This window comes from Cyanobium sp. A1C-AMD (genome assembly GCF_024346495.1).
GTDB classification, from domain to species: domain Bacteria; phylum Cyanobacteriota; class Cyanobacteriia; order PCC-6307; family Cyanobiaceae; genus Cyanobium_A; species Cyanobium_A usitatum.
In genome coordinates this window covers 1-23246 of sequence record NZ_JAGQDB010000023.1, presented here as the reverse complement: position 1 = coordinate 23246, position 23246 = coordinate 1, and the positions used below count along the sequence as shown (strand labels likewise).

At 65.7% G+C, this 23246-nt stretch carries 24 protein-coding genes, 3 tRNA genes and 1 other RNA gene; 15 read left to right on the top strand and 13 right to left on the bottom strand.

From position 1 onward, the window contains the following. The first annotated feature begins 32 nt into the window (after window positions 1-32). Window positions 33-129: signal recognition particle sRNA small type (gene ffs / locus KBY74_RS05810), an RNA gene on the top strand. Between the two features lie 18 nt (window positions 130-147). Here the strand turns inward: ffs and ftsZ are convergent. The 5 genes from ftsZ to miaB all read right to left on the bottom strand — a co-directional run bounded on the left by ftsZ (window position 148) and on the right by miaB (window position 5177). After that, the gene (gene ftsZ / locus KBY74_RS05805; protein WP_396123100.1) at window positions 148-1329 is read right to left on the bottom strand and encodes a cell division protein FtsZ; all 1182 of its coding nucleotides are present in this window, start codon (window positions 1327-1329) and stop codon (window positions 148-150) included. A 77-nt stretch (window positions 1330-1406) separates the two neighbouring features. Beyond that, a complete protein-coding gene (locus KBY74_RS05800) occupies window positions 1407-2225 on the bottom strand; it encodes an FtsQ-type POTRA domain-containing protein (RefSeq protein ID WP_254941876.1) in 819 nt (272 codons plus the stop codon). A gap of 22 nt (window positions 2226-2247) precedes the next feature. Next, window positions 2248-2658, bottom strand: a complete 411-nt coding sequence (locus tag KBY74_RS05795) for a hypothetical protein (RefSeq protein ID WP_106501403.1) — start codon at window positions 2656-2658, stop codon at window positions 2248-2250. Beyond that, window positions 2655-3752, bottom strand: coding sequence for a D-alanine--D-alanine ligase family protein (locus KBY74_RS05790; protein WP_254941875.1), 1098 nt, complete (start codon window positions 3750-3752; stop codon window positions 2655-2657). The genes KBY74_RS05795 and KBY74_RS05790 overlap by 4 nt, the downstream gene beginning before the upstream one ends. 33 nt (window positions 3753-3785) lie before the next feature. After that, the gene (gene miaB / locus KBY74_RS05785) at window positions 3786-5177 is read right to left on the bottom strand and encodes a tRNA (N6-isopentenyl adenosine(37)-C2)-methylthiotransferase MiaB (RefSeq protein WP_254941874.1); all 1392 of its coding nucleotides are present in this window, start codon (window positions 5175-5177) and stop codon (window positions 3786-3788) included. 120 nt (window positions 5178-5297) lie between these two features. On the opposite strand from miaB, the gene KBY74_RS05780 reads away from it, so the two are divergent. Further along, entirely contained in the window at window positions 5298-6395 is a 1098-nt protein-coding gene (locus KBY74_RS05780; RefSeq protein ID WP_254941873.1) for a dipeptide epimerase, read from the top strand. Beyond that, on the top strand, window positions 6389-7450 hold the full coding sequence (locus KBY74_RS05775) for a DUF1611 domain-containing protein (RefSeq protein ID WP_254941872.1): 1062 nt from the start codon (window positions 6389-6391) through the stop codon (window positions 7448-7450). Before KBY74_RS05780 ends, KBY74_RS05775 begins: the two co-directional genes overlap by 7 nt. Window positions 7451-7498: 48 nt before the next feature. Here the strand turns inward: KBY74_RS05775 and KBY74_RS05770 are convergent. Both KBY74_RS05770 and KBY74_RS05765 read right to left on the bottom strand, forming a co-directional pair. Continuing rightward, a tRNA-His gene (locus KBY74_RS05770) sits at window positions 7499-7571 on the bottom strand. Between the two features lie 73 nt (window positions 7572-7644). Continuing rightward, window positions 7645-7857 carry a hypothetical protein gene (locus KBY74_RS05765; protein WP_254941871.1) on the bottom strand — a complete coding sequence of 71 codons (213 nt, stop codon included), beginning with the start codon at window positions 7855-7857 and terminating at the stop codon, window positions 7645-7647. A 161-nt stretch (window positions 7858-8018) separates the two neighbouring features. On the opposite strand from KBY74_RS05765, the gene KBY74_RS05760 reads away from it, so the two are divergent. From KBY74_RS05760 to KBY74_RS05750, 3 genes are read left to right on the top strand one after another with little or no spacing between them, the layout of a single operon-like run. Continuing rightward, window positions 8019-8390: a DUF4359 domain-containing protein gene (locus tag KBY74_RS05760; RefSeq protein WP_254941883.1), complete on the top strand. Its 372-nt coding sequence runs from the start codon at window positions 8019-8021 to the stop codon at window positions 8388-8390. Then, on the top strand, window positions 8390-9670 hold the full coding sequence (locus KBY74_RS05755; RefSeq protein ID WP_254941870.1) for an amidohydrolase family protein: 1281 nt from the start codon (window positions 8390-8392) through the stop codon (window positions 9668-9670). The genes KBY74_RS05760 and KBY74_RS05755 overlap by 1 nt, the downstream gene beginning before the upstream one ends. Continuing rightward, on the top strand, window positions 9663-11042 hold the full coding sequence (locus tag KBY74_RS05750) for an FAD-binding oxidoreductase (RefSeq protein ID WP_254941869.1): 1380 nt from the start codon (window positions 9663-9665) through the stop codon (window positions 11040-11042). The genes KBY74_RS05755 and KBY74_RS05750 overlap by 8 nt, the downstream gene beginning before the upstream one ends. Here KBY74_RS05750 and KBY74_RS05745 read toward each other — a convergent pair. The 5 genes from KBY74_RS05745 to murA form a co-directional block, all read right to left on the bottom strand. Next, window positions 11026-11595 (bottom strand): pentapeptide repeat-containing protein, encoded by a 570-nt coding sequence (locus KBY74_RS05745; RefSeq protein WP_254941868.1) that lies wholly within the window; start codon window positions 11593-11595, stop codon window positions 11026-11028. The two genes, KBY74_RS05750 and KBY74_RS05745, sit on opposite strands and share 17 nt — an antisense overlap. A gap of 135 nt (window positions 11596-11730) precedes the next feature. Beyond that, on the bottom strand, window positions 11731-13005 hold the full coding sequence (locus tag KBY74_RS05740) for a folylpolyglutamate synthase/dihydrofolate synthase family protein (protein ID WP_254941867.1): 1275 nt from the start codon (window positions 13003-13005) through the stop codon (window positions 11731-11733). Further along, window positions 12995-14209 (bottom strand): aspartate aminotransferase family protein, encoded by a 1215-nt coding sequence (locus KBY74_RS05735; RefSeq protein ID WP_254941866.1) that lies wholly within the window; start codon window positions 14207-14209, stop codon window positions 12995-12997. The genes KBY74_RS05740 and KBY74_RS05735 overlap by 11 nt, the downstream gene beginning before the upstream one ends. A 23-nt stretch (window positions 14210-14232) precedes the next feature. Beyond that, window positions 14233-14314 (bottom strand) — tRNA-Leu (locus tag KBY74_RS05730). A gap of 12 nt (window positions 14315-14326) precedes the next feature. Further along, a complete protein-coding gene (murA, locus tag KBY74_RS05725; protein WP_254941865.1) occupies window positions 14327-15643 on the bottom strand; it encodes a UDP-N-acetylglucosamine 1-carboxyvinyltransferase in 1317 nt (438 codons plus the stop codon). 153 nt (window positions 15644-15796) lie between these two features. Between murA and KBY74_RS05720 the strand changes: the two genes are divergently transcribed. The 5 genes from KBY74_RS05720 (at window position 15797) to trpC (ending at window position 19385) form a co-directional block, all read left to right on the top strand. Beyond that, window positions 15797-15880, top strand: a tRNA-Leu gene (locus KBY74_RS05720). A gap of 8 nt (window positions 15881-15888) precedes the next feature. Then, complete coding sequence (locus KBY74_RS05715) at window positions 15889-16137, top strand: hypothetical protein (protein ID WP_254941864.1); 249 nt, start codon at window positions 15889-15891, stop codon at window positions 16135-16137. 1 nt (window position 16138) lies between these two features. Further along, window positions 16139-16978 (top strand): RNA methyltransferase, encoded by an 840-nt coding sequence (locus KBY74_RS05710; protein WP_254941863.1) that lies wholly within the window; start codon window positions 16139-16141, stop codon window positions 16976-16978. 38 nt (window positions 16979-17016) lie between these two features. Then, the gene (locus tag KBY74_RS05705) at window positions 17017-18492 is read left to right on the top strand and encodes a dihydrolipoyl dehydrogenase (RefSeq protein ID WP_254941862.1); all 1476 of its coding nucleotides are present in this window, start codon (window positions 17017-17019) and stop codon (window positions 18490-18492) included. A 5-nt stretch (window positions 18493-18497) separates the two neighbouring features. Next, window positions 18498-19385 carry an indole-3-glycerol phosphate synthase TrpC gene (trpC, locus tag KBY74_RS05700; protein ID WP_254941861.1) on the top strand — a complete coding sequence of 296 codons (888 nt, stop codon included), beginning with the start codon at window positions 18498-18500 and terminating at the stop codon, window positions 19383-19385. Window positions 19386-19561: 176 nt separating this feature from the next. On the opposite strand, the gene rpsD is transcribed toward trpC, so the two are convergent. Then, the gene (gene rpsD, locus KBY74_RS05695) at window positions 19562-20170 is read right to left on the bottom strand and encodes a 30S ribosomal protein S4 (protein ID WP_106501418.1); all 609 of its coding nucleotides are present in this window, start codon (window positions 20168-20170) and stop codon (window positions 19562-19564) included. A gap of 197 nt (window positions 20171-20367) precedes the next feature. On the opposite strand from rpsD, the gene yidD reads away from it, so the two are divergent. The 4 genes from yidD to aqpZ form a co-directional block, all read left to right on the top strand. After that, window positions 20368-20631 carry a membrane protein insertion efficiency factor YidD gene (gene yidD / locus KBY74_RS05690; RefSeq protein WP_254941882.1) on the top strand — a complete coding sequence of 88 codons (264 nt, stop codon included), beginning with the start codon at window positions 20368-20370 and terminating at the stop codon, window positions 20629-20631. Further along, on the top strand, window positions 20631-20945 hold the full coding sequence (locus KBY74_RS05685; RefSeq protein WP_254941860.1) for a glutaredoxin family protein: 315 nt from the start codon (window positions 20631-20633) through the stop codon (window positions 20943-20945). The genes yidD and KBY74_RS05685 overlap by 1 nt, the downstream gene beginning before the upstream one ends. Window positions 20946-20972: 27 nt before the next feature. Continuing rightward, window positions 20973-22466, top strand: coding sequence for a UDP-N-acetylmuramoyl-L-alanyl-D-glutamate--2,6-diaminopimelate ligase (locus KBY74_RS05680; protein WP_254941859.1), 1494 nt, complete (start codon window positions 20973-20975; stop codon window positions 22464-22466). Window positions 22467-22568: 102 nt separating this feature from the next. After that, the coding region (gene aqpZ, locus KBY74_RS05675) for an aquaporin Z (protein ID WP_254941858.1) at window positions 22569-23246 on the top strand (678 nt) is incomplete at its 3' end.

Sequence of the window (23246 nt, the reverse complement as noted above, 5' to 3'; positions counted from 1 at the left end):
GGTGCGGGTGATGCCATTGCTAACATCTAGTCGACTCGGACCCATGCGGCTCTGACGCCCAAATCTGGTCAGGACCGGAAGGGAGCAGCCACACGGGATGCTCAGGGCAGGCGTGGAATCCGGGTCACCCCAATCACAAACCGCTGACTAGCTTTCCTGGCTCTGGCGGTTGAGCAGGAATGGCGGGATTTTGGCGCCCCGTTCCTCCTGGGTGCTGTTGAACAGGGGAGTTCCGGCAAAGCTGACCACGGTGCGCTCGGTGCGGTAGGGGGCGCCGCTCTCGAAGCCGGTGGCGATCACGGTCACGTGGATTTCGCCCTCGAGGCGTTCATCGACCACGGCACCCACAATGATGTTGGCGTCAGGATCGACAACCTCGTAGATCACTTCAGAGGCGGTGGTCATGTCCTCGAGGGTCATGTCTTTGCCGCCGCTGATATTGATCACACAACCCTTGGCACCGTCGATGCGGGCCGATTCCAGCAGGGGGCTGCTCATCGCCGCCTGAGCCGCCTCAAGAGCGCGGGAGCGGCCGGAGCCCACCCCGATGCCAAGCAGGGCGGTGCCGGCGCCAGCCATCACCGAGCGCACGTCGGCGAAGTCGACGTTCACCAAGCCAGGCCGGGTGATGATGTCGCTGATGCCCTTAACGCCCATCCGCAACACGTCATCGGCGGCGCGGAAGGCCTCTTGCAGGGGGGCGCCGGCAATGGCATCGCGCAGGCGATCGTTGGGGATCACGATCAAGGTGTCCACGCTCTCGGCCAGCCGGGCAATGCCCTCTTCTGCCTGACGCAGCCGCTTGCGACCTTCAAAACCGAAGGGCTTGGTGACGATGCCTACGGTGAGGGCGCCAACTTCCTTGGCGACCTCGGCAAGGATTGGTGCTGCGCCGGTGCCGGTGCCACCACCCATGCCAGCGGCGATGAAAACAAGGTCGGCACCCTGCAGTGATTCCTGCAGTTCGGCCCGGGACTCTTCCGCAGCCTTTTGGCCGATTACCGGATTACCGCCGGCACCTAGGCCGCGAGTCAGTTTTTGTCCGAGCTGGATGCGCTTCTGCGATGCCGACTGCAGCAGCGCTTGGGCGTCGGTGTTCAGCACCCGGTAGCCCACACCCTGGAGGTCGGAGGCAATCATCCGGTTCACCGCATTGCTGCCGCCACCGCCGACCCCGATCACTTCGATGCGTGCCGACTGGCTCGGCACAATCTCGCCTGAAACGCCGCCAAAGGACGGATCGTTTGAGGCTTGGACACCGTTTGACTGGGAAGGGCTTTGGGTCATAGCGGCATCGGGGGTGGCGGTGCTAACAATCGGCGACTGCATTATGTCGGCGTTTCCTTGCCTTGATCAGGAGAGTGTCTCACCTTTGCGGGTTTCCTGGCATGTCTCTGCTGGATTCCTTACGGCTCCCTGCTGGCGGCAGCCTGGCCAGGGGTGGAGGGTAGGCCCAGCTCGGGTTGTTCTGGATCGCTGAGATCGATGGATTGCAGCTGGCGGCCCTTCACCTTTGCCGGCAGTTCCTGTTGCAGGTGACGGAGCACTTCAAGGCGCCGCCCCAATTGGGCATCAGCCGGCCCGAGGCGCACCTTGCCGAGCCGCTTGCTCTGCAGCCACAGGCTGCTGTCTGGTTCAAAGCGGATCTGGGTGATATCGCCACCAAGCCGCCCCCGTTGTTCGAGTACCAGGGCGAGGGCCGGGCGGTAGCGGGCCTGCCAACCCAGCACCAGTAAGCCGGAACTGGCTTTGGCTGCGGCCCCCTGGCCCTGGCCAATGCTCATCCAGTGGCCGAATCGATCGACATAGCCCTGCTCGCTTCCCTTGGCGGTGCGTCGCTGGGCCCTGGCTACCGCCTGGCGGTCGACCAGTTCAACCCGCAGCCGCGGCGGTGCCATCAGCCGACTCACCCGCACCTGTTCCACCGGCAGGGCACCGGCCAGCACATCGGCGATGCGTTTGGGGTGCAAGCCCAGCAGGGGTTGGGGAAAAGTCAGGCGGACGGCTTGTACCACCTGGTCGGTTCCCACCTGCTGGCTGCCCACCACCTCCACCTGGTCGGGGCCGGTTAGTACCCAGCCCTGACGCAGCAGGCCGTAGCCCAGGCCGCCGGCGAGGGCTAGCAGCACAAGGAAACGCCAAAGATTGCGCAGGCGCTCACGGCGCCGCTGCTGGCGCAGTTGGCGCCGTCGCTCCGATCCAGGGGGGAGAGGGGTCGCACTCACCGCAATAGGCTCCACTCCTGGCTCACAACTCGCAGCGCGAGCGCGACATCAGCTCATCGATCCAGCGCCGGGCCCGCTCTGAATCGGCGAAGGGCAGGTCTTTTTGTTCGCCACCACCCACTAAGCGCAGTCGGCAAGCCCCCTGGCTCTCTTCGGTGAGGGGCGCCTCGCCCGAACCCAGCGAAAGCAGCTCAACCAATTCGAGCTGCTTAATCACAAAAAAGTCATCCTGTTTGAGTTGACCGGCTTCGAAGGAGCACCAACTCAGCAGGCCATCCACCAGCCGGGCGCCGCCGCAGCTGTCGAGTTTGGCCAGCTCGGAGCCCTCGGCCCATTCGCGAAACAAGCGCTGCCGCCGCCGCTCGAGCCAGCCCAGGGCGGTGAGCAGTACGAACACTAAAAGCAGTGGCAACCAAAGCAGGCCGTGACTCATGTCGAAGGGCCTCCACTAGATACCTGCAAGTGCCATTCTCGGGCCCCTTCGATCAATTCGCGCACCAAGGTGGGCAGGGCCACACCCGTGGCGGCCCAGAGCATCGGGTACATGCTCTGGCTGGTAAAGCCCGGCAGGGTGTTGATCTCGTTGAGCCACAGTTCGCCACTGGCTTCGCAGAAGAAGAAGTCAACCCGCGAAAGCCCCATGGCACCAACGGCCTCACAGGCCTCTATCGCCATGGCCCGGCAGCGTTCAGCCACCGCCTCTGGCACCAGCGCCGGGATCACGGTGTGGCTTTTGCCCTCGCTGTATTTGGTTTCGTAGTCGTACCAATCGGCTTCAAAGCAGATTTCGCCCAGCACCGAGGCCTGCAGGGGCTGGTGGCCGCCGCCCCGCACCGCGCATTCCAGCTCGCGGGCCGTCACCCCCTGCTCCACCACCAGCCGCGGATCAAGGGCGGCGGCAAGCTTCAGACCGGCCTGCAGGCTGGCCCGATCAGTGGCCTTGCTGATGCCCACCGAAGAGCCGAGGTTGGCTGGTTTCACGAAGCAGGGGTAGCCGAGCTGGCTCTCCAGCTGGTCGAGCAGGGCGTCGTCGTTTTGGGCCGCTGCGCTCGCTGACACGCAGGCATAGGGCACCTGGGGCAGGCCGGCGGCGGCGAAGGCGGCCTTCATCGCCTGCTTATCCATGCCCACTGCCGAGCCCAGCACACCCGAACCCACATAGGGAACCTGCATCAGGGTGAACAGGCCCTGGATCGTGCCGTCTTCGCCGTTGGGGCCGTGCAGCACCGGCAGCCACACATCGATCTCTAGGGCGCCGGCAGGTAAGCCCCGGAATCCAGGCGGCGGCAGCGGTTGGGGCAGTTGCTCGAGCCGGGCCGGGCTGCCCTGGAGCAACACAGCATCGGCCAACTCAGCTCCCCACCAGCGCCCTTCGGGATCGATGTAGAAGCATTGCAGCGCGTAGCTCGACGCGTTTTCGGCATCCCGCATGGCCGCCGCCACCGTGGCGGCGGAACGGATTGAGACGGCATGTTCGCCGGAGGCCCCCCCAAAGATCAGACCAACGGCGATGGGGGTGGGAGTCATGCCGGCCGGTATGGGACCCAGGGGGCCCAAAACTCAGGCCAGTTTGCCGCTCAAGGAGAAGGCGCGCACCTCTTCGATTTGCACCGTTACTAGGTCGCCCGGTTTGATCGGGCTGCCATGGGCGTTTTGAGCGGGGAAAAAGGTGAGCCGGTTGGTGCGGGTGCGGCCCATCACCTGATTGGAGTTTTTGGGATTGCTGCTTTCCACCAGGATCTGCTCACAGCGGCCGGCGTAGCGGTTGCTGCGCTGCTGGGCGGTGCGCTCCACCAGGGCGTTGAGCTCCTGCAGGCGTTCCACCTTCACCGCCTCACTGAGCTGGTTTGGCCAGTCGGCTGCTGGGGTGTTGGGCCGCGGCGAGTAGGCGGCGGTATTCACCAGGTCGAAGCCGATCTCCTCAATCAGGGCCAGGGTGCGGCGGTATTGGGCGTCGCTTTCGCCGGGGAAAGCCACGATCGCATCGGCACTGATCGAGGCATCGGGCATGCGCTCACGGATGCGCTCAACGATGCGGCGGTAGCGATCCACCGTGTAGCCGCGGGCCATGGCTTTGAGCACGTCATCGTCCCCGCTCTGGAAGGGCACATGGAAGTGCTCGCACACCTTGGGTAGGTCGGCGCAGGCATCGATCAGCCGCTCGGTGAAGTAGCGCGGGTGGCTGGTGGCAAAGCGGATCCGCTCAATTCCGGCCACGTCGTGGACGTGATGGAGCAGGTCGGTGAGGGTGTGGGCGCGGCGGCCTTCGGGGGTGATGCCGGGCAGGTCGCGGCCGTAGGCATCGATGTTTTGGCCCAGCAGGGTGATCTCCTTGAAGCCGCGTGCCGCCAGGCCCTGCATTTCCAGCTTGATCGCTTCGGGCAGCCGCGACTGCTCCTGGCCGCGCACCGAGGGCACCACGCAGTAGGTGCAGCGCTCATTGCAGCCGTAGATCACATTCACCCAGCCGCATACCTGGCTGTCGCGGCGAGCGGTGGTTATGTCTTCAAGGATGTGCTGCTCACCGGTGGCTAGCACCTGCTGACCCTGCTCCACCTGGGCCAGCAAGGTGTCCAGCCGGTTGGCGTGCTGGGGGCCCATCACCAGATCCAGCTCGGGCACTCGCCGCAGCAAAGATTCGCCCTCCTGCTGGGCTACGCAGCCCGCTACCACCAGGGTGAGGTTGGGGTTGATTCGCTTGCGTTGGGCCTGGCGGCCTAAGTAGCTGTAAACCTTCTGCTCGGCGCTATCGCGGATTGTGCAGGTGTTGTAGAGAACCAGATCGGCGCTGTGCTCATCTGTGCCGGCCCGGTAGCCCATGGCTTCCAGGATCCCTGCCATGCGCTCGGAATCCGCCTTGTTCATCTGGCAGCCAAAGGTGGTGATCCAGTAGCTGCCGCGGGGGACGTTGGTGCTGAGGTTGGTGGCCGTCATGCAACTAGTTTCGGCCATCAGGGTTGGCGGCTGGCGGGAAAAGGGACCTGTTCTGGTGTCCTGGAATCTGTACACGCTGTACGGATTCCAGGACGTGTGCCAGACCCGTGTCAGCTTGAGGCCAGCGCCTTAGCTCTGATGCAGCTTCGCCTGCAACGCTTTCAGCTCACGAAGGCCGTGCCCCTGGCCATCAGCCGCGGCACGACGGCTGCGGCGGAGCACCTGCTGGTGAGCCTTGAGCACGACGGGCTCACGGGCATAGGCGAGACCGGCGGCTTCGATACCGGCCACCGCCATTACGACACCGATGTCGTTGCTGCGGAGCTGGAGGCGGTTGCCCCCCAGCTGGTCGCCCTGGCGCCTGAGCCCCTGCAGGCCCTGGAGCCCCTGCTGGCCGCCCTGAGCCCCCCGGCCCGTTGCGGCTTGGATCTGGCCCTGCACGACTGGTGGGGCAAAAGGTTGAACCAGCCCCTGCACCGGCTCTGGGGCCTGGATCCAGGCGCCTGTGTCGCCACCAGCGTCACCCTTGGCTTAGGTACGCCCGAGGCTGTCCTGGCGCGGCTCGAGCGCTGGTGGCTGCAGTTGCCTGCCACCCGCATCAAGCTCAAGCTGGGCAGCCCCGCTGGCATCGCCCACGACCTGCCCCTGCTGGAGGGGGTGGCTACCGCCCTTGAGCGGCGGCGCCAGCAGACGGGTAGCGCCTGCGAGCTGCAGGTGGATGCCAACGGCGGCTGGGATCTGGCCACAGCCCGGGCCATGCTCGAGCCCCTGGAGCGGGCCGGCGTGGTGCTGCTCGAGCAGCCCCTGGCGCCCCTGCTGGATCCGGAGGCTGACAGCGCTGGTTTTGCGGCCTTGCATGGCGAATCCCCCCTGCCCCTGGTGGCCGATGAGAGCTGCTGGCAGCTGGCCGATCTGCTGCGGCTGGCACCCCACGTAGATGGCATCAACATCAAGTTGCTCAAGAGCGGTGGCCTCAGCGAGGCCCTGCTGCTGGCCCAGGCTGCTCGCCGCCTGGGTTTAGGGGTGATGGTGGGGTGCTACTCGGATGGCGCCCTGCTCAATGGCGCGGCAGCCCAGCTGCTGCCCCTAGTGACCTGGCCCGATCTCGATAGCCATCTCAACCTGGTGGACGACCCCTTCACCGGATTGACCCTGGAGGGAGACGTGCTGATTCCGCCAGCGGGCCCCGGCCTTGGCATCAATCTGGGTATCTCCATGGGGCAGGCGTCATGTTGAGCCCAAGCGCTCCGGTCGTGCTGCTGCTCCACGGCGGCCTCGACGACCTCAGCGGCAAGACCGGTTTGGCGATGTTGCGCTATCGCAGTGGGCCGATCGTGGCGGTGATCGATCCGGCTTTCGCTGGCTGCGACCTGCAGCAGGTGAGCGGCATTGAGCGGGCTGTGCCGGTGGTGGCTGATATGGCGGCGGCCCTGGCCTACGGGCCCGAGGTGGCGGTGGTGGGGCTGGCCCCCTCCGGCGGCCGTCTGCCACAAGCGATGCGGGCTGATCTGCTGGCGGCGCTGGAGGCGGGGCTGAACCTGGCCAGTGGCCTGCACAGCCGCCTTGGCGATGATCCCGAGCTGGCTGCCGCCTGCAGCCGAGCCGGCCAGTGGATCTGGGATCTGCGCCAGGAGCCGGCTGGCTTGGAGGTGGCCGCAGCACGCGCCGCTGCCCTGCCCTGCCGCCGGGTGCTGGCCGTGGGTTCGGATATGGCCGTGGGCAAGATGAGCGCCTGCTTGGAGTTGCAGGCTGAGGCCAGGCGCCGCGGCCTTGATGCCCGCTTTGTGGGCACGGGTCAGGCAGGCATCTTGATTAGCGGCCAGGGCGTGGCCCTCGATGCCGTGCGGATTGATTACGCCGCCGGTGCCGTGGAGGCGGCCGTGTTGGCCGCCGCCGTTGGGGCCGGGCCGGAGGCGTTGCTGCTGGTGGAGGGCCAGGGGTCGCTCTGCCATCCGGGCTCCAGCGCCACCTTGCCCCTGCTGCGCGGCAGCCAGCCCACCGAACTGCTGCTGGTGCACCGCGCTGGCCAGAGCCACGTGCGCACCCGGCCAGGGGAGGTGCCGGTAGCGATCCCGCCCCTGCCCGAGTTGATCGCGGCGCTGGAGGCACTGGCGGCCTTGGGGCGTCCCGATGGCCTGCGGCCGCGGGTGCGGGCCGTGGCGCTCAACACCGCCCGATTGGACGCCGCCGCAGCTCAGCTTGCTGTTGCCGCCACCGCGGCCGAGCTCGGCTTGCCCTGCGCCGATCCGGTGCGGCATGGGGCTGGGGTTTTGCTGCAGACGCTGCAGTAGTCACAAAAAAGCCGCCCCAAAAGTGGTGGGGACGGCTAGGGAATCAAGGGCGAGCGAGGGGATTCGAACCCCCGGATGGCGGCACCACAAGCCGCTGCCTTAACCGCTTGGCGACGCCCGCCGCACCCTTGGAATGTAGCAAGTCGTGGCCTGTCAAGGCTTCTCACCCGTTGCGGCGACCTGCTTCAGCCCAGCTACCGCGGCCTCAGCCACAGGATCGGAATTGCTACCAGGCAGAGAATCCCTGCGCTTGTTTGCAGTTCGGGCAGCACGCCGGCCACTGGCACCAGCAGCGGCGAGCGCAGCCAGGGCCCGACTAGGTCGCGTAGAAATGCTGCTGAGTCGGCGTCGAGCAGGGCTGCTGCCAGGGCAGAAAGAAAGGCCGTGCCAATGAGCTTCTGGTCCATGCCCTTGCCCCTGGGCTCGCATTAGACAGGACGTTGAGGGTTGGGGCAAGGCGCCTGCCGTGGCGAGCAAAGGGTGCCAACCTTGATTGCCTGCAACTTTGAACCGTTTGGTCTGGCGTTCGGACACCCCGGCCCGCTTTGCATGGGCGCCTGGCTTGATCGTGCTCGCCCTAGCCGCTGGCGGGCTTGCCCTCACCAATCCATCCCCTGCCGATTTCCGCGCCTACGCCAGTGATCGCCTAGTGGAAGAGATCAGCAAGGAGCTCTGCGGTGATAGCGGCGTGCCGGTGCTGTTGCGGATGGCGATCAACAACTGTGTGGGGCTTGTTCAGGCCCAGCGAGCGGCCTTGGCGGCCGTGGTGCTCAGCCACACCCCCCGCCGCAACTACGGCCTGTTGAGTGTTTTCGAAAGTGAGCTTGGTGGCCAATCGCTGCTGCGCTGGCAGGTGCCTCGCTTTCGCTCCACCGTGGTGGGCGTAGCCGGTCAATTTGTGTTGATCAGCGCTGCCACCGACCGTCCCGAGAGCCCCTAGTGGAGCTGCGCCTGCCCCGGGGGCTGCTGGATCCGCGCCTGGGCGGAGCCGGGTTTCGCGCCGATGCGGATGGGCTGGTGTCCCTGAGCATCGCTTTCGAGGCGGGACGGATCACGGCCATTTCGCCCCTGCCCGCCCAGGCGGTGGCGGCCAGCCTGCCCCTGGCCCTAACTCCCCTGATTGAGCCCCATGCTCACTTGGATAAGGCTTTCAGCGCCGCCGCCTTTCCCAACCGGGAGGGCACGATGGCGGCGGCCTTAGCTGCTAATCAACGCGAATACGCTCAGCGCAGCGTTGAGCAGGTGGCTGAGCGGGCTGAGCGGGCCTTGGAGCGGGCCTGGCGCAACGGCGTGCGGGCGATCCGCAGCCATATCGATAGCGTGGGGGCTGGGGCCGAGCCCAGCTGGGAAGCTCTGTTGGCGGCCCGTGAGCGCTGGCGCGAGCGGCTGGAGCTGCAGCTGGTGGCCCTGGCACCAATGGGCCATTGGCTCACGGCGGAGGGGCAGTCCCTGTCCCGGCGGGTGGCCGCTGGCCAGGGGCTGCTGGGTGGGGTGATCGGGCCGCCCTATGGCCAGGGTGCCGCTCGCCGCAGCGCCGACCGCGAGGCCCTGTTGGCCCTGCTTGACCTGGCGGAGCGCCATGGTTGCGGCGTGGATCTGCACGTTGATGAGGCCGATTCCTGCCCTGGTGAGGGGTTGGCGATGGTGGCCCAGTTGGTGTTGGAGCAGCGCCGCGCCGTGGCGATCACCTGCAGCCACGCCAGCAGCATGGCCCTGTTGCCGCAACGCAACTGCGACCGGCTGGCGGATCGGCTGGCCGCCGCCAATATCGCCGTGGTAGCCCTGCCTACCACCAATTTTTGGCTGCTGGGGCGCCGGCCCGGGCGCACCCCCTGGCGGCGGCCCCTGGCGCCGATCCGCAGCCTGCAGCAGGCGGGTGTGAGGCTGGCTATCGGCGGCGACAACGTGCAAGACCCCTGGTATCCAGGTGGTGATTTCGATCCCATTGAGCTGCTGCGCTGGTCGGCGCCGCTCTGCCAATTGGTGCCCTGGCAGCGGCTGGGCCTGGCCCCCTTCAGCACCGCCGCCGCAGCGGTGCTGGAGCTGGCCTGGGATGGGGTAGTGCGGCTTGGGGCCCCAGCCGATTTAGTGCTGCTTGGGGCTGGTAGCTGGTGGGAGCTGCTGGCCCGGCCGCCCCAGCGGCGGGTATTGCGTCAAGGCGTCTGGCTGCCGCCGCCCGAAGCTGAGAAACCTTCCCCCCTTTTGCCACCCCATGGCTGAGCGTTGCCCTGAGGACCAGATCACTGCTCTGGCAGCTGAGCTGCGCCGGTTGGATTCGACCCTGCCGCTGCTCGGGGCCGAGTCGCCGCTGGAGCTGGAGCGGCTCTCCCGCGACTATTACGACTACTCGCCGGTGCTGGTGCCCCTGCTGCAGGGCTGCCGCGCCCAGCTGGTGGCCAGAGCCACCACGGTGGAGCAGGTGCTGCTGGTGGCAGGAGCCTGTGCTCGCCAGGGCGTGCCCTTGACGGTGCGGGGTGCCGGCACGGGCAACTATGGCCAGTGCGTGCCTCTGCAAGGCGGCCTGGTGCTGGATCTCAGCGGCCTCAATCAGCTGCGCCAGCTGGATGAAGCCACCGGCGTGCTCGAGGTGGAGGCAGGCGCCTTGATGGGGGCGATCGAGAAGCAGTTGGCCCCCCGGGGCCGGGCCCTGCGGCTGGTGCCCAGCACGGTGCGCAGCGCCAGCATCGGTGGTTTTATCGCCGGTGGCTCCGGCGGCATCGGCTCCCTGCGCTGGGGTTTTCTGCGCGATCCCGGCAACCTGCTGGGTTTGGAGGTGGTAACTCTCGAGCCCGAGCCGCGGCTGCTGCAGCTCGATGCTGCGGCCAGCGCCCCGCTCAACCACGCCTACGGCACCAATGGCATCATCACTGCCCTGCGGCTGCCCACCAGCGAGGCGGTGGTTTGGCAGCAGCTGGTGGTGGGTTTCGAGCAGTGGGGGCAGGCCCTGGCGGCGGCCCAGGCACTTACAAGCACGGCCTTTGAGCTCAATGCCATCACCGTGCTGGAGGCGCCGCTGGTTAGCCAGCTCCCCTGGCCGGCGGGCTGTCCGGCGCCCGAGCCTGGTGAGCAGCGCCTGTTGTTGCTGGTCGCCCCCGCAGCCCTGGAGGTGTTGCCGAGCTGGCTGGCGGCCCGGGGCGGAGCGCTGCGCTGGCAGGCCCCCCAGGGCCAGAGCCGGGGGCTGCCGCTGCGGGAGCTCAGCTGGAACCACACCACCCTGCATTGGCGCGCCCAGCATCCGGATTGGACCTACCTGCAGATGCTGCTGCCCCAGCCGGAGGCCCCCTGTCTGGAGCGCCTGCGGCAGCAATGGGGCGACGACCTGCTTTGGCACCTGGAGGCCGTGAGGCAGCAGGGTGCGGCCCGGCTGGCGGCCCTGCCGCTGCTGCGCTGGCGCGGCGAGGAGGCCCTGCAGCAGCTGCTAGACGATTGCCGCCGCTGCGGTGCCGTGTTGTTTAACCCCCACGTGATCAGCGTCGAAGATGGCGGCTTGGGTGTGATCGATGCCGACCAGGTGGCAGCAAAGGCCGCCTACGACCCGGCCGGCCTGCTCAACCCCGGCAAATTGCGCGGCTGGCTTAACAGCCCAGGCTGAGGCGGGTGTCGGCGCCGGTGATCGGGTTGGTGCCTTCGGCATCGCGGCAGAGGGAGCGCTGGTCTACCCGATCGATCAGGGCGTCGCTGAAGTCGGCATCGGTGACGTTGGCGCCGCGGAAGCTGCTGCCTGAAGCGATCGCCCCGGTGAGAATGGCGCCGCTGAGATCGGCTCCGGAGAGGTCCACCTTGTCCATCAGGGTGCCGCTCAGATCGGCGCCGGCAAAATTGGCATCGGGGAAGGCCGCCTGGGTGAGGATCGCCCCGTGCAGATCGGCGCCGCTGAAGTTGGCGTGCCGTCCGGTGGCCCCAGCGAAGGAGGTATTGGCTAGATCCTGACCGCTGAAATCCTGCTCGTTCTGGTTGGTGAGCGTGTAGTCCACGCCGGAGAAGTCGGCTGCTGCCGGCAGTGGAGAAAGCAGTGGAGACAGCACCAGCAGCAGCCCCAGGGCTAGGGAAAGGGCTATTGATTTCCCTATTGATTTAGCTCCTGATTTCGCCACTAATTTCGCTCCTGACTGGGCCGCTGAGAGGAGCTCGAAGAAGGGAGCCATGGGGATGGGCCGGGGGACCTCACTCTGGCCCGGATGGTGTGGGGTGACAGAAGGGGAGGAGTAGGAGTGTTTTACGACTTGACTTAGCCTTAGCTAAGCTAACAAGCAAAAAACCTCATTGAGCCTCATTGAGTCTCATTGGGTCTGATTGAGCCTGGTTGAGGGGGCTCGAGCTTGTTCTGATGTGGCTGCCTGGCCGAGTAGGTAGAGAGAGCCAGCAACCACCACGCGCTGCAAACCACTTCCCGCTTGGGCTAGGCCGGCCTCGAGGCTGGGGGCGCTGTGCAGCTGGCTATCGAGTCTGGGAGAGGCGGCGGTAAGGGCTGCAAGGCTCCAGCAGGCGTGCCCCGGCACCGGCACGATCCAGGCCCGGTCTCCCGGGGCCAGCAGGGCCGCGGCTATCTCCGGCCCCTGCTTGTTGGCCAGCATGCCCAGCACCCAGTAGCGCGGGCCGGAGGCCAGGCCGTGGCGCTCGGGATGGGCGTCGAGTTCGGTGCGTAGGGCGAGGGCGGCAGGCAGGTTGTGGGCGCCATCGAGCAGTAGGGGTATGCCGTGCCAGCTCAGTTGTTGTAGTCGGCCTGGCCAGCGGGCTGCTGCGAAACCGCGGCGTATGGCTGGGTCGTTGACGGGCCAGCCCCGCTCCTTTAATGCCCGCAGCAGGCCCAGGGCGACGGCGCCATTGGCGGCCTGCACTGCTCCTGAAAGCCCCAGGGTCCACTGGTTGAGATCCAGCGGCTCCACCCAGCGCAGTTCGCCTCCCACTGCGGCGGCGCGATCGTTCAGCACCGCCGCTACCTCCGGGCTCTGGGGAGCGCTAATTGCCACGGCCCCCGGCTGGAGCACGCCGGCTTTCTCGGCGGCAATTGTGGCTGGATCCGGCCCGAGGAACTCAGCGTGGTCGAGCCCCACCGAGGCAAAGCCGATCACGGGCCGGTGGGGATGGCAGGTGGTGGCGTCGAGCCGGCCCCCCAGTCCCACCTCCAGCACCACCAGCTGAAGTTCAGCTTCCGCGAAGGCCAGGAAGGCCGCGGCGGTGACCAGTTCAAACGATGTTAGCTGGTGGCGTTGGGCGATCGGCGTGGCGGCTTCCAGGTGGCGGCGCAGGCATGGCGCGGCGATCGGGTCATGGCCAAGCCGGATGCGCTCGGTCCAGCTCACCAGGTGCGGCGAGGTGTAGAGGCCGGCGCGGATGCCGGCGGCCAGCAGGGCCTGGTGCACCAGGGTGCAGATCGAGCCCTTGCCGTTGGTGCCCGCCACCTGCACGGCGGCAAAGCGGCGCTCGGGGTTGCCAAGCTCTGCCAGGGCGGCCTGGAGCCGATCGAGTCCCAGGTCGACGCCGCGGCGGCTGAAGGGCTCGATCAGGTCGGCGAAATTGTCGAGCTCAGGGCCCACGGCTGTTTCATCGCCCAAGGCTGACTAGGGCTCGCTCGAGGCGGTCGACGGCCAGGCGCAGGTGGCGGGGCTGGATCACCAGCGGGGGCACGAAGCGCACCACCCGTGGGCCAGCGGGCACCAGCAGCAGCCCCTGCTCCATGGCCGCCTTGACGATGTCCGGAGCGCTTGGGGCCTCTTCGCGCAGCACCAGTCCTTGCAGCAGCCCCCAGCCCCGCACCCCCTCCAGCAGGGTGGGATGACGGCTCACCAGCTGGGCCAGTAGCTCCTGCAGCAGTGCGCCCATCCGCTGCACGTGGCTGAGCAGGTCGCGCCGCTCTAGTTCGGCTAGCACGGTGAGGCCGGCGCGGCAGGCGAAGGGGTTGCCGCCGAAGGTGCTGGCGTGTTCGCCGGGGCGGAAGTGATCCACTGAGGCTTTCACCGCCAGGGCACCGATGGGGATGCCGCCGCCGAGGCCCTTGGCCAGGGTGATCGCATCGGGCTCGACGCCCAGCTGCTCGTAGCCCCAGAGCTGGCCGCTGCGGCCAACGCCGATCTGCACTTCATCGAAGATCAGCAGGATGTTGTGGGCGTCGCAGAGCTCCCGCACCCGCCGAAAAAAGGCCCTGTTGCCGGGATGCACGCCGCCTTCGCCCTGAATTGGTTCGAGCAGCACGGCGGCCACCCGCGGACCCTCCACTTCGCAGGTGGCGAGCAGGGCTTCAAAGGCGGCGGTGTCGTTGTAAGGGAAGTAGCGGAAGCCCTGCACCATCGGCTCAAAGCCCTGGTGGTACTTGGGCTGCCCCGTGGCCGTAACCGCAGCCAGGGTGCGGCCGTGGAAGCTGGCCTGGGCGGTGAGGATTAGGGGCGCCTTGCCGTCGCCAGTGGCGATGCCCCTCACCGTGTGGCCGTGCTTACGGGCCAGCTTGATGGCGGCCTCATTGGCCTCAGCGCCGGAGTTGCAGAAGAAAACCCGATCCAGGCAGCTGCTGGCGGTGATCGCAGCGGCGAGTTCCTCCTGCTCGGGGATTCGATACAGATTGGATACGTGCTGCAGCTTGCCCAGCTGGCGGCTTAGGGCCCGCTTCAGCCGCCCGTCGCTGTGACCGAGGGTGCAGACGGCAATGCCGGCTACACAGTCGAGATAGCGCTTGCCATTGCTATCCCAAACCCAGACTCCCCGGCCCCGGGTGAGGCTGATCGGGAAGCGGGCGTAGGTGTCCATCACGGCTGAGGCAGACATGCCTGAGTGGGTGATGGGCGAGATGGGAGCGGTGGGACTCGAACCCACAAACCCGAAGGCGCTCGATTTTGAGTCGAGTCCGTCTACCAATTCCGGCACGCTCCCGCAGTTGAGAGCTTAAGCCGCCGAGCTGACACGCTCAATGCTGGCACCGGCAGCATTGAGTTTGCCCTCAAGATTGGCGTAGCCACGGTCTAGGTATTCCAGGCCGCGCACGCTGGTGATGCCGTCGGCGGCTAGGCCAGCCAGCACCATGGCGGCGGCGGCGCGCAGGTCGCTACCTTGCACTGGAGCACCGCTGAGGCGGGCCACCCCTTCCACAAAGGCGGTGTTGGCCTGCATACGGATGTCGGCACCCATGCGTTGCAGTTCGGCCACGTGCTGCAAGCGATTTTCAAAGATGTTTTCGGTGATCACGCTGGTGCCCCGGGCCGTGGCCAGCAGGCTCATGAAGGGGGCTTGCAGGTCGGTGGGGAAGCCGGGGAATGGCTGGGTGCGCAGGTCAACTGCATTGATCTGATCGGCCTTGATGGTGAGCCCGACGCCGTCGTGCTCCAAGGTGCAACCCGCCTCCTCGAGCTTGGTGAGCACGGCGCCAAGGTGATCTGGGATCACTGGGGTTACCCGCAAATGGGAGCGGGTGATGGCGGCTGCAAGTAGAAACGTGCCCGCTTCGATGCGATCTGGGATAACGGCGTAGTCGGCGCCATGCAGGCGATCCACACCCACGATCGTGATCGTGGAGGTACCGGCGCCGCGCACCTTGGCGCCCATGGCGATCAGCAGGCCTGCCAGATCAACCACCTCTGGCTCAAGGGCGGCGTTGTCGATCACCGTCTCGCCATCGGCGAGCGCGGCCGCCATCATTAATGTCTCGGTAGCGCCTACGCTGGGGCAGTCCATATGGATGCGGCCGCCCGTGAGGCGATGGCCGCTGCCTGGCACCACGGCGGTGACGACCCCGTGCTCAATGGTTACTTGGGCGCCCAGGGCCTTGAGACCTTTGACATGCTCGACGACTGGCCGGGTGCCGATCTGGCAGCCGCCTGGCAGGGGCACCTTGGCCATGCCAGTGCGGGCAAGCAGGGGGCCAATGCAGAAGAAGCTCGCCCTGAGGCTATTCACCAGCTCGTAGGGGGCTGTAGAGCTATTGATTGAGTCGCCCTTTAATTCCAGTGCGTCACCATCACGGTGGACCTGGCCGCCAAGGCTGCTGAGCATTTCGCCCATGGCGGCGATGTCGGTGAGCGGAGGGACGTTTCTCAGTCGGATGGTGTCCCTGGTCAACAGACAGGCAGCCATCAGCACCAAGGCTGAGTTCTTGGCACCACTCACGTGCAGCTCGCCGGAGAGTCGCCGGCCGCCTCGGATTTCAAGCCGAGGATTTTGAAGAGAACGGGTCTTGCTAGGTGATTGGACAGCGATCAGACCCATGGAACGACTGCCCGGCTCATGTCGCAGCATATTGACAATAAAAGGTGAGACCGTCTAGACGACCGCCGCCGGAACTGGCTCCGACTCCTGGTGCGGGTTGCCGATGGCTTATGTTCTCTTTGTTGCAGCGAGCTCAGCTCTGGCGACAGCCACGCGGATGTGGCGGAATTGGTAGACGCGCTAGTTTCAGGTACTAGTGGCAGCAATGTCGTGGGAGTTCAAGTCTCCCCATCCGCACTTTTCTCATGATCGTTCTCAAGATCTCAAACGCTTCCGAGGTGATGGCCTCGAAGTTAGGCAAATTCCTTGACAGCCTTACGCCCGATAGCCTTGATCAATCCACGATCGAGGACATTGTCATCAAGAAATTGGTCGAAAACCTCCATGCTGAAGGCCTGAAGGGTGAGGTCGCCTCGGTGCGTGGTCTCGATTTAGACGGCAAGGAGCTCGTAGTGCACGACGGTTTGCATGTGCGCCGTCACCAGGCTTTCTGAAGTGATCCCTAGCGATGGCTTGGGTGCTGCCGAGCCGCTCACTAGCCGCCGCAACCCGCTGGTTAAGCAGCTGCGTCTTCTGCAGGAGTCTCGCGGTCGCCGCGAGCAGGGGTTGCTGCTGCTGGAAGGCACCCACCTCCTGCAGGAGGCGGTGCGTCTAGGGCTTCAGCCCAGGGAGGTGTTGGCTACCGCCGCTTGGCTGGCTGACCATGGCGAGCTGGTGGCAGCCCTGCCTCCAGGCTGCAGTTGGCGACTGGTGAGTGGTGAGGTGCTGGAAGCTATAGCCACTACCCAGCATCCCGACGGAGTGGTGGCCAGCCTGCTGCCTCCGACGGCAGCGGCTCCAGGCACAGCCAGCTTTGTGCTGGCTCTTGATGGGATCCAGGATCCCGGCAACCTCGGCACCTTGATGCGCACTGCCTTGGCGGCGGGGGTTGGGGCCCTGTGGCTGGCCGATGGGGCTGACCCATTTCAACCAAAGGTGTTGCGCGCCTCGGCGGGGGCTGCCTTGGCCCTGCCCCTGGTGCGAGAGAGCAGGCAGGAGTTGGCGGAGCGGTTGCAGGCGGCAACGGCCGCCGGCCTGCAGCTGGTGGTTGCGGTGCGCCCCGAGACCGGATCGGTGCCTGTTATTTCGGCACCTCTTCCCTATTGGCAGCTCGATTGGACCCGGCCCACGGTGTTACTGCTTGGCAATGAGGGAGCTGGGGTGTCAACGGAGCTCCAGGCCCTGGCCAGCCAGCGCGTCACCATTCCCCACAGCCGAGCGGTGGAATCCCTCAATGTGGCCGTGGCGGCAGCTCCGCTACTGCTCGAGCGTCTGCGCCAGCAGGCTGGAGCTTGACGGGGGAGAATGCCCGTCAACAACCGCAGTGCTGCCCGGTGAGCGACGCCCCCCTTGACGGATTGCGTTTTGACGGATCGAGTTTCGATTACGACGTGATCGTGGTCGGTGCCGGCTATGGCGGCTTCGATGCGGCGAAGCACGCTGCCGACCATGGCCTGCGGGTCGCCATTGTTGAGTCGCGCGATATGGGCGGCACCTGTGTGAACAGGGGCTGTGTGCCCTCCAAGGCCCTGCTGGCGGCCAGCGGCCGGGTGCGGGAGCTGGCCGACGCCGAGCATCTGGCGGGCTTCGGCATCCACGCCGCCCCAGTGCGCTTTGAGCGCCAAAAGATCGCCGACCATGCCAACCAGCTGGTGGCAACTATCCGCAGCAATCTCACCAAAACCCTGGAGCGCGCCGGTGCCACGATCCTGCGGGGTCAGGGCCGCCTGGCCGGCCATCAGCAGGTCACGGTGCGCGAGAGCGGCAGTGGCATCGAGCGCACCATCAGCGGCCGCGATGTGATTCTGGCTACTGGTTCTGAGCCTTTCGTGCCCCGCGGCATCGAGACAGATGGGCGCACCGTGTTCACCAGCGACGAGGCGGTGAACCTCGAGTGGCTGCCCCGCTGGCTGGCGATCATCGGCAGCGGTTACATCGGCTTGGAATTCGCTGACGTCTACACGGCCTTGGGCTGTGAGGTCACGATGATTGAGGCCCTAGATCGGGTGATGCCCACCTTCGATCCCGACATCGCCAAGCTTGCTGCCCGCACCTTGATCAATGGCCGTGATATCGACGCTCGTGCCGGTGTGCTGGCCCGCAAGGTGACCCCCGGCTGCCCGGTGAAGATCGAGCTGGCAGACATGGCCACCAAGGAGCTTGTGGAAACCCTGGAGGTGGATGCGGTGCTGGTGGCCACTGGGCGGGTGCCCACTAGTGCCGAGCTCAACCTGGCTGCCGTTGGTGTGGAAACCGAGCGGGGCTTCGTGCCGGTCGACGAGCACATGCGGGTGCTGGTGGGAGGTGAGCCGGTGCCGCACCTTTGGGCCGTAGGCGATGTGACCGGCAAGATGATGCTGGCCCACACCGCTGCCGCCCAAGGCACCGTGGCGGTAGACAACATTCTTGGCCACAGCCGCCAGATCGACTACCGATCAATTCCAGCGGCCACCTTCACCCACCCGGAGATCAGCTCGGTGGGCCTGAGCGAGGCCGACGCCCAAGCCCTTGCTGAGCAAGAGGGCTTTGAGCTGGGCCTGGTGCGCAGCTACTTCAAGGCCAATTCCAAGGCCCTGGCTGAACTCGAGGGCGAAGGCCTGATGAAATTGCTGTTCAACAAAGCCAGCGGTGAGGTGCTGGGCGCCCACATCTTTGGTTTGCATGCGGCAGACCTAATCCAGGAGATCGCTAACGCCGTGGCCCGCCGCCAGAGCGTGTTGCAACTGGCCACGGAGGTGCACACCCATCCAACCTTGAGCGAGGTGGTGGAAGTGGCCTACAAGCAAGCAGCCATGGCGGTGGCAGGCTGAGCACCATGGAGATCCGTCGCCGGCCGCCCAACCCCAAGGTGAAGGTGGCCTTTCTCGAATACGCCATCCGCCACGAGGACAGCGAGCCACGCCACATTCTTGAGCAGATCCTCTGGGAGAAGGATCGGGAGATAACGGCCGCCCGGGAGAGGGTGCCCTTGGAGAAGCTCAAACAGCAGGTGGCTGAGCTGCCGGCACCCAGGGATTTTTTGGCGGCCCTGCGGGCCTCCTGCCGCAAGCCGGCGGTGATCGCCGAGGTGAAAAAGGCCAGCCCCAGCAAGGGCGTGATCCGCGAGGATTTCGATCCCGAAGCGATTGCCAAGGGCTACGCCGCCGGTGGCGCTAGCTGCCTCTCGGTGCTCACCGATAAGCAGTTTTTCCAGGGTGGCTTTGAGGTGCTGGTGCAGGTGCGCCAGGCGGTGGATCTGCCCCTGCTCTGCAAGGACTTCATCCTGAGCCCGTATCAGCTATTTCAGGCCCGCGCCGCCGGGGCCGATGCGGCCCTGCTGATCGCCGCGATTCTCAGCGATCAGGATATGGCTTACCTGCTCAAGGTGGCCAGGGCTCTGGGCCTGGCCGTGCTGGTGGAGGTGCACGACGGCGAGGAACTAGAGCGGGTGCTTGGCCTTGATGGCGTGCAACTTATCGGTATCAACAACCGCGATTTGGCCAGCTTCCATACCGATCTGGCCACCACCGAGCAGCTCACTGCCGTTTATGGCGAACGCATCCGCGCCAAGGGCTGCCTGCTGGTGAGCGAGTCGGGCCTGTTCACCCGCGACGACCTCGACCGGGTACAGGGTGCTGGCGCCGATGCGGTGCTGGTGGGCGAAGCGCTGATGCGTCAGGCCGATGTGACTGCCGCCCTGGAGACCTTGATCGGCAGCGGCTGATCTTTGTGTTTGCAATGCTTAGCTAAACCAAGGCTTAGCCAAGCATTGGTTTAGCTAAGAAGCGCGCAGGTTGGGCGCTGCCGCTACGCCGGTCGCTCCAAAAATGAATGCAACAAAAAGCCCCCGCCACTGGGCGAGGGCTTGGGGAGTTCGGGGCCGCAGCAGCAGCCAGTCGCTCACACCTTGCGGGAGTAAAACTCAACCACCAGCAGTTCGTTGATCTCAAGCGCGACCCATTCGCGCTCGCACTTGCTGATCACCTTGGCGACGAGCTTGTTTTTATCGAGTTCCAGGTGGGGCGGGATGTTGGCAAGACCCGGGAAGGCCAAGTTGCCTTCAGCCAGTTGCTTGCTCTGCTTGCGCTCGCGCACGGCGACCACATCGCCGGCCTTGCACTGGTAACTGGGGATGTCCACGACGCGGCCGTTCACGGTCAGGTGGCCATGGTTCACCAGCTGACGGGCGCCGGGGACGGTGGGTCCAAAACCCAGACGGAAGCAAACATTGTCGAGACGGTTCTCGAGCAGTTTCAGCAGGTTGGTACCCGTGGAACCCTCTTGGGCCCGGGCTTTCTTGACGTAGCGAACCAGCTGACGTTCGGAGATGCCGTAGTTGAAGCGAAGCTTTTGCTTCTCTTCGAGGCGGATGGCGTATTCGGAGCGCTTGCGACGGGCTTGGCCGTGCTGACCGGGGGGATAAGACCGCTTGGCGGACTTACGGGTGAGACCGGGAAGGTCTCCCAAGCGCCGCGTGATCCTCAGGCGAGGGCCGCGGTAGCGAGACATGAAAACAAATTCAAAGGACGAAGTACCTCCCTTGGGAGGCAAGGCGCTGCGGTATCGAGCATGCTGGGATGATCCCGCTAACTCGAGCTGTGCCGCGCCAACGATCGATCCTATCGGTTGGGCCGCGCAGCCTCGATCTCCAGCCAGAGCCGGGCCTCGTCTCCCTGCAAGAGGCCGAGCTTGGGGCTTCACCCCAACTGCCGAGCAAACAGTCAACCCAGCTGCTGACCCAATTGCTTACTCGTGGCCTGGCGGCCCTATTGCTCGCCTTGATCAGCTTTTATCGCCAGTGGATTTCGCCCTTGCTGGGGCCCCGCTGCCGTTTCATTCCCAGTTGCAGCGCCTACGGCCTCGAGGCGATCAGCCGCCATGGGCCCTGGCGGGGCAGCTGGCTCACCCTGCGCCGGCTGCTGCGTTGTCATCCCTTCAGCGCCTGCGGTTGCGATCCGGTGCCCGATTGATGCTCTCCTCCGCTCCCTCTTGGCCCTCTTCCTCCCCCGGGCTCCCTGTTTTGGTGCTGCTAACCCGCAAGGGGTGCTGTCTGTGTGAGGGACTGGAGCAGAAGTTGCGCGCCATCGATCCTCCGCTGGCGCTGGAGTTGATCGATGTGGATGGTGATCCCGCCCTGCAGGCCCGCTTTGGGCTGGAGGTGCCGGTTCTGCAGGTGCGCTCCGGCCAGGGAGATCGGCAGCTGCCCAGGGTGCCGCCCCGGCTGGCTGGCGCCAGCTTGCAGGTTTGGTTGCAGAAGCACGGTTTTTCCAGCCAGGACGCTTAGAAAGGCGCCAGCTTTCCTGACGGTGCCATGACCCAGCTGCTCCATCCGGTCCTGCAGCAGGTGGGTTTGGAGGTGCCGTTGGGCGTGCCCAACGGGGAGTTGAGCGGCATCAGCTGTGACTCGCGCCGCATTGGGCGGGGCACTTTGTTTGTGGGGCTGCCTGGCACCCAGGTGGATGGGGGCTGCTTCTGGCCCCAGGCCTTGCAGGCCGGTGCGGTAGCTGCGGTGATTAGCGAGGCCGCGGCGGCCCTTCAGCCGCCTGGGCCAGGCGATGCTGTGCTGGTAGCGCCTGAGCCGCTGAACCGCTGGGCCGGAGAGCTGGCGGCTGCCTTCTGGTCCCAACCCAGTCGCCGGCTGGCCCTGATTGGGGTCACCGGCACTAATGGCAAAACCACCACCACCTATTTGATTGAGCATCTGGCGGTTTCGTCAGGCAGGCCTTCGGCCCTGTTTGGCACCTTGGTGAATCGCTGGCCTGGCCACAGCGTGACGGCTCAGCACACCACGGCCTTCGCCGATCTGCTCCAGGCCCAGCTGGCCCAGGCCGTTGAGGCCGGTGCCCAGATCGGTGCCATGGAGGTGAGCTCCCATGCTCTTGATCAGCAGCGGGTGGCTGGCTGCCACTTCTCCGGTGCCCTGTTTACCAACCTCACCCAAGACCACCTCGACTATCACCCTTCGATGCAGGCCTATTTCGAGGCCAAAGCGCGGTTGTTTGCGGAGCCGCTGCTGGCTGGGGGGGCGGTGGTGAATGGCGACGACCCCTGGGGCGCCCAGCTGGTGAGCCGTCTAGGTAAAGCCTGTTGGCGCAGCTCCCTGGAAGATCCCAGCGCCGAGCTGTTCATCCGCGATTTGCAGCTGGGGGCAGGCGGCGTGCGCGGGGTGCTGCAGACGCCGGCGGGGGAGGGGGCATTCCACTCACCCCTGCTGGGTCGCTTCAACCTGATGAACCTGTTGCAGGCGGTTGGTGCCCTGGTACAGCAGGGCGTCCCCCTGCCCCAGTTGCTGGAGGGGCTGGCCAACTTCCGCGGCGTGCCTGGTCGCATGGAGCGGGTGGTGGTGGGCGACGGTGGCGGCGATCCAGCCGTGCTGGTGGATTACGCCCACACCCCCGATGGCCTGGCCAACGCCCTGGCTGCTTGTCGCCCTTTCACGGTGGGACGTCTGATCTGCGTGTTTGGCTGCGGCGGCGACCGCGACCGCAGCAAGCGGCCCCAGATGGGAGCGATCGCAGCCCAGCTAGCTGACCAGCTGTATGTGACCTCCGACAATCCCCGCACCGAGGATGCCCAGCAAATCCTGGCCGATGTGACTGCCGGCATCCCCCCTGGCGCATCCATGCAGGTGGAGGCCGACCGGGCGGTAGCGATCGCCGCCGCTATCGCCGCGGCAGCACCTGGGGATCTGGTGCTGATTGCGGGTAAGGGCCATGAGGACTATCAGATCCTCGGCACCACCAAGGTTCACTTCGACGACCGGGAAGAGGCGGAGAAAGCCCTGCGCCGCCGGCGTGGCACTTAGAGGCTGAATGCTTTGGAATGCTTCCAGAGTCTTTTTTCTTCAAAGTGTTTCTGGTAAAATCACATAGTCCTGTCAATCATTTTTGTGACAGCCTCTATTCCAATGGGCAAGAAGCTTCTTGCCGAAGGCTTCGGTACTTTTTGGCTGGTATTGGGTGGGTGCGGTAGTGCCGCAATTGCCGCTAATTTCCCGTATCTCACTGGAGCCGATATTGCTCCGGGCAACCCCTTTGGACTTGGCTTCCTTGGCGTGTCGCTGGCCTTTGGCCTCACGGTGGTGACAATGGCCTATGCAATTGGGCACATCTCTGGATGTCACCTCAACCCGGCGGTGAGCTTCGGCCTTTGGGCCAGCGGACGCATGAAGGGTTCGGAGCTGCTGCCCTACATCGTGGCTCAGGTGATTGGCGGCGTGCTGGCCGGAGGCTTCATCAAGCTGGTGGTGGCAGGTGGCCCGGCTTTTGATCTGGTAATGGCAGGTAGTAATCCGCTGGCTACAAATGGTTGGGGCACCCATTCACCGGGTGGTTATGGCTTCTGGGCAGCCTTGATCGTGGAGCTAGTGCTCACCTTCTTCTTCCTGTTGGTGATTATTGGTGCCACCGATCGCCTGGCGCCTTCTGGCTTTGCTGGCCTTGCTATTGGACTCACCCTGGCGCTGATTCACATGATCAGCATCCCCGTGACTAATACATCGGTCAACCCTGCGCGTAGCACCGCAGTGGCTGTTTGGGCCGGAGTGGAAGCGATGGGGCAGCTCTGGTTGTTCTGGGTGGCGCCG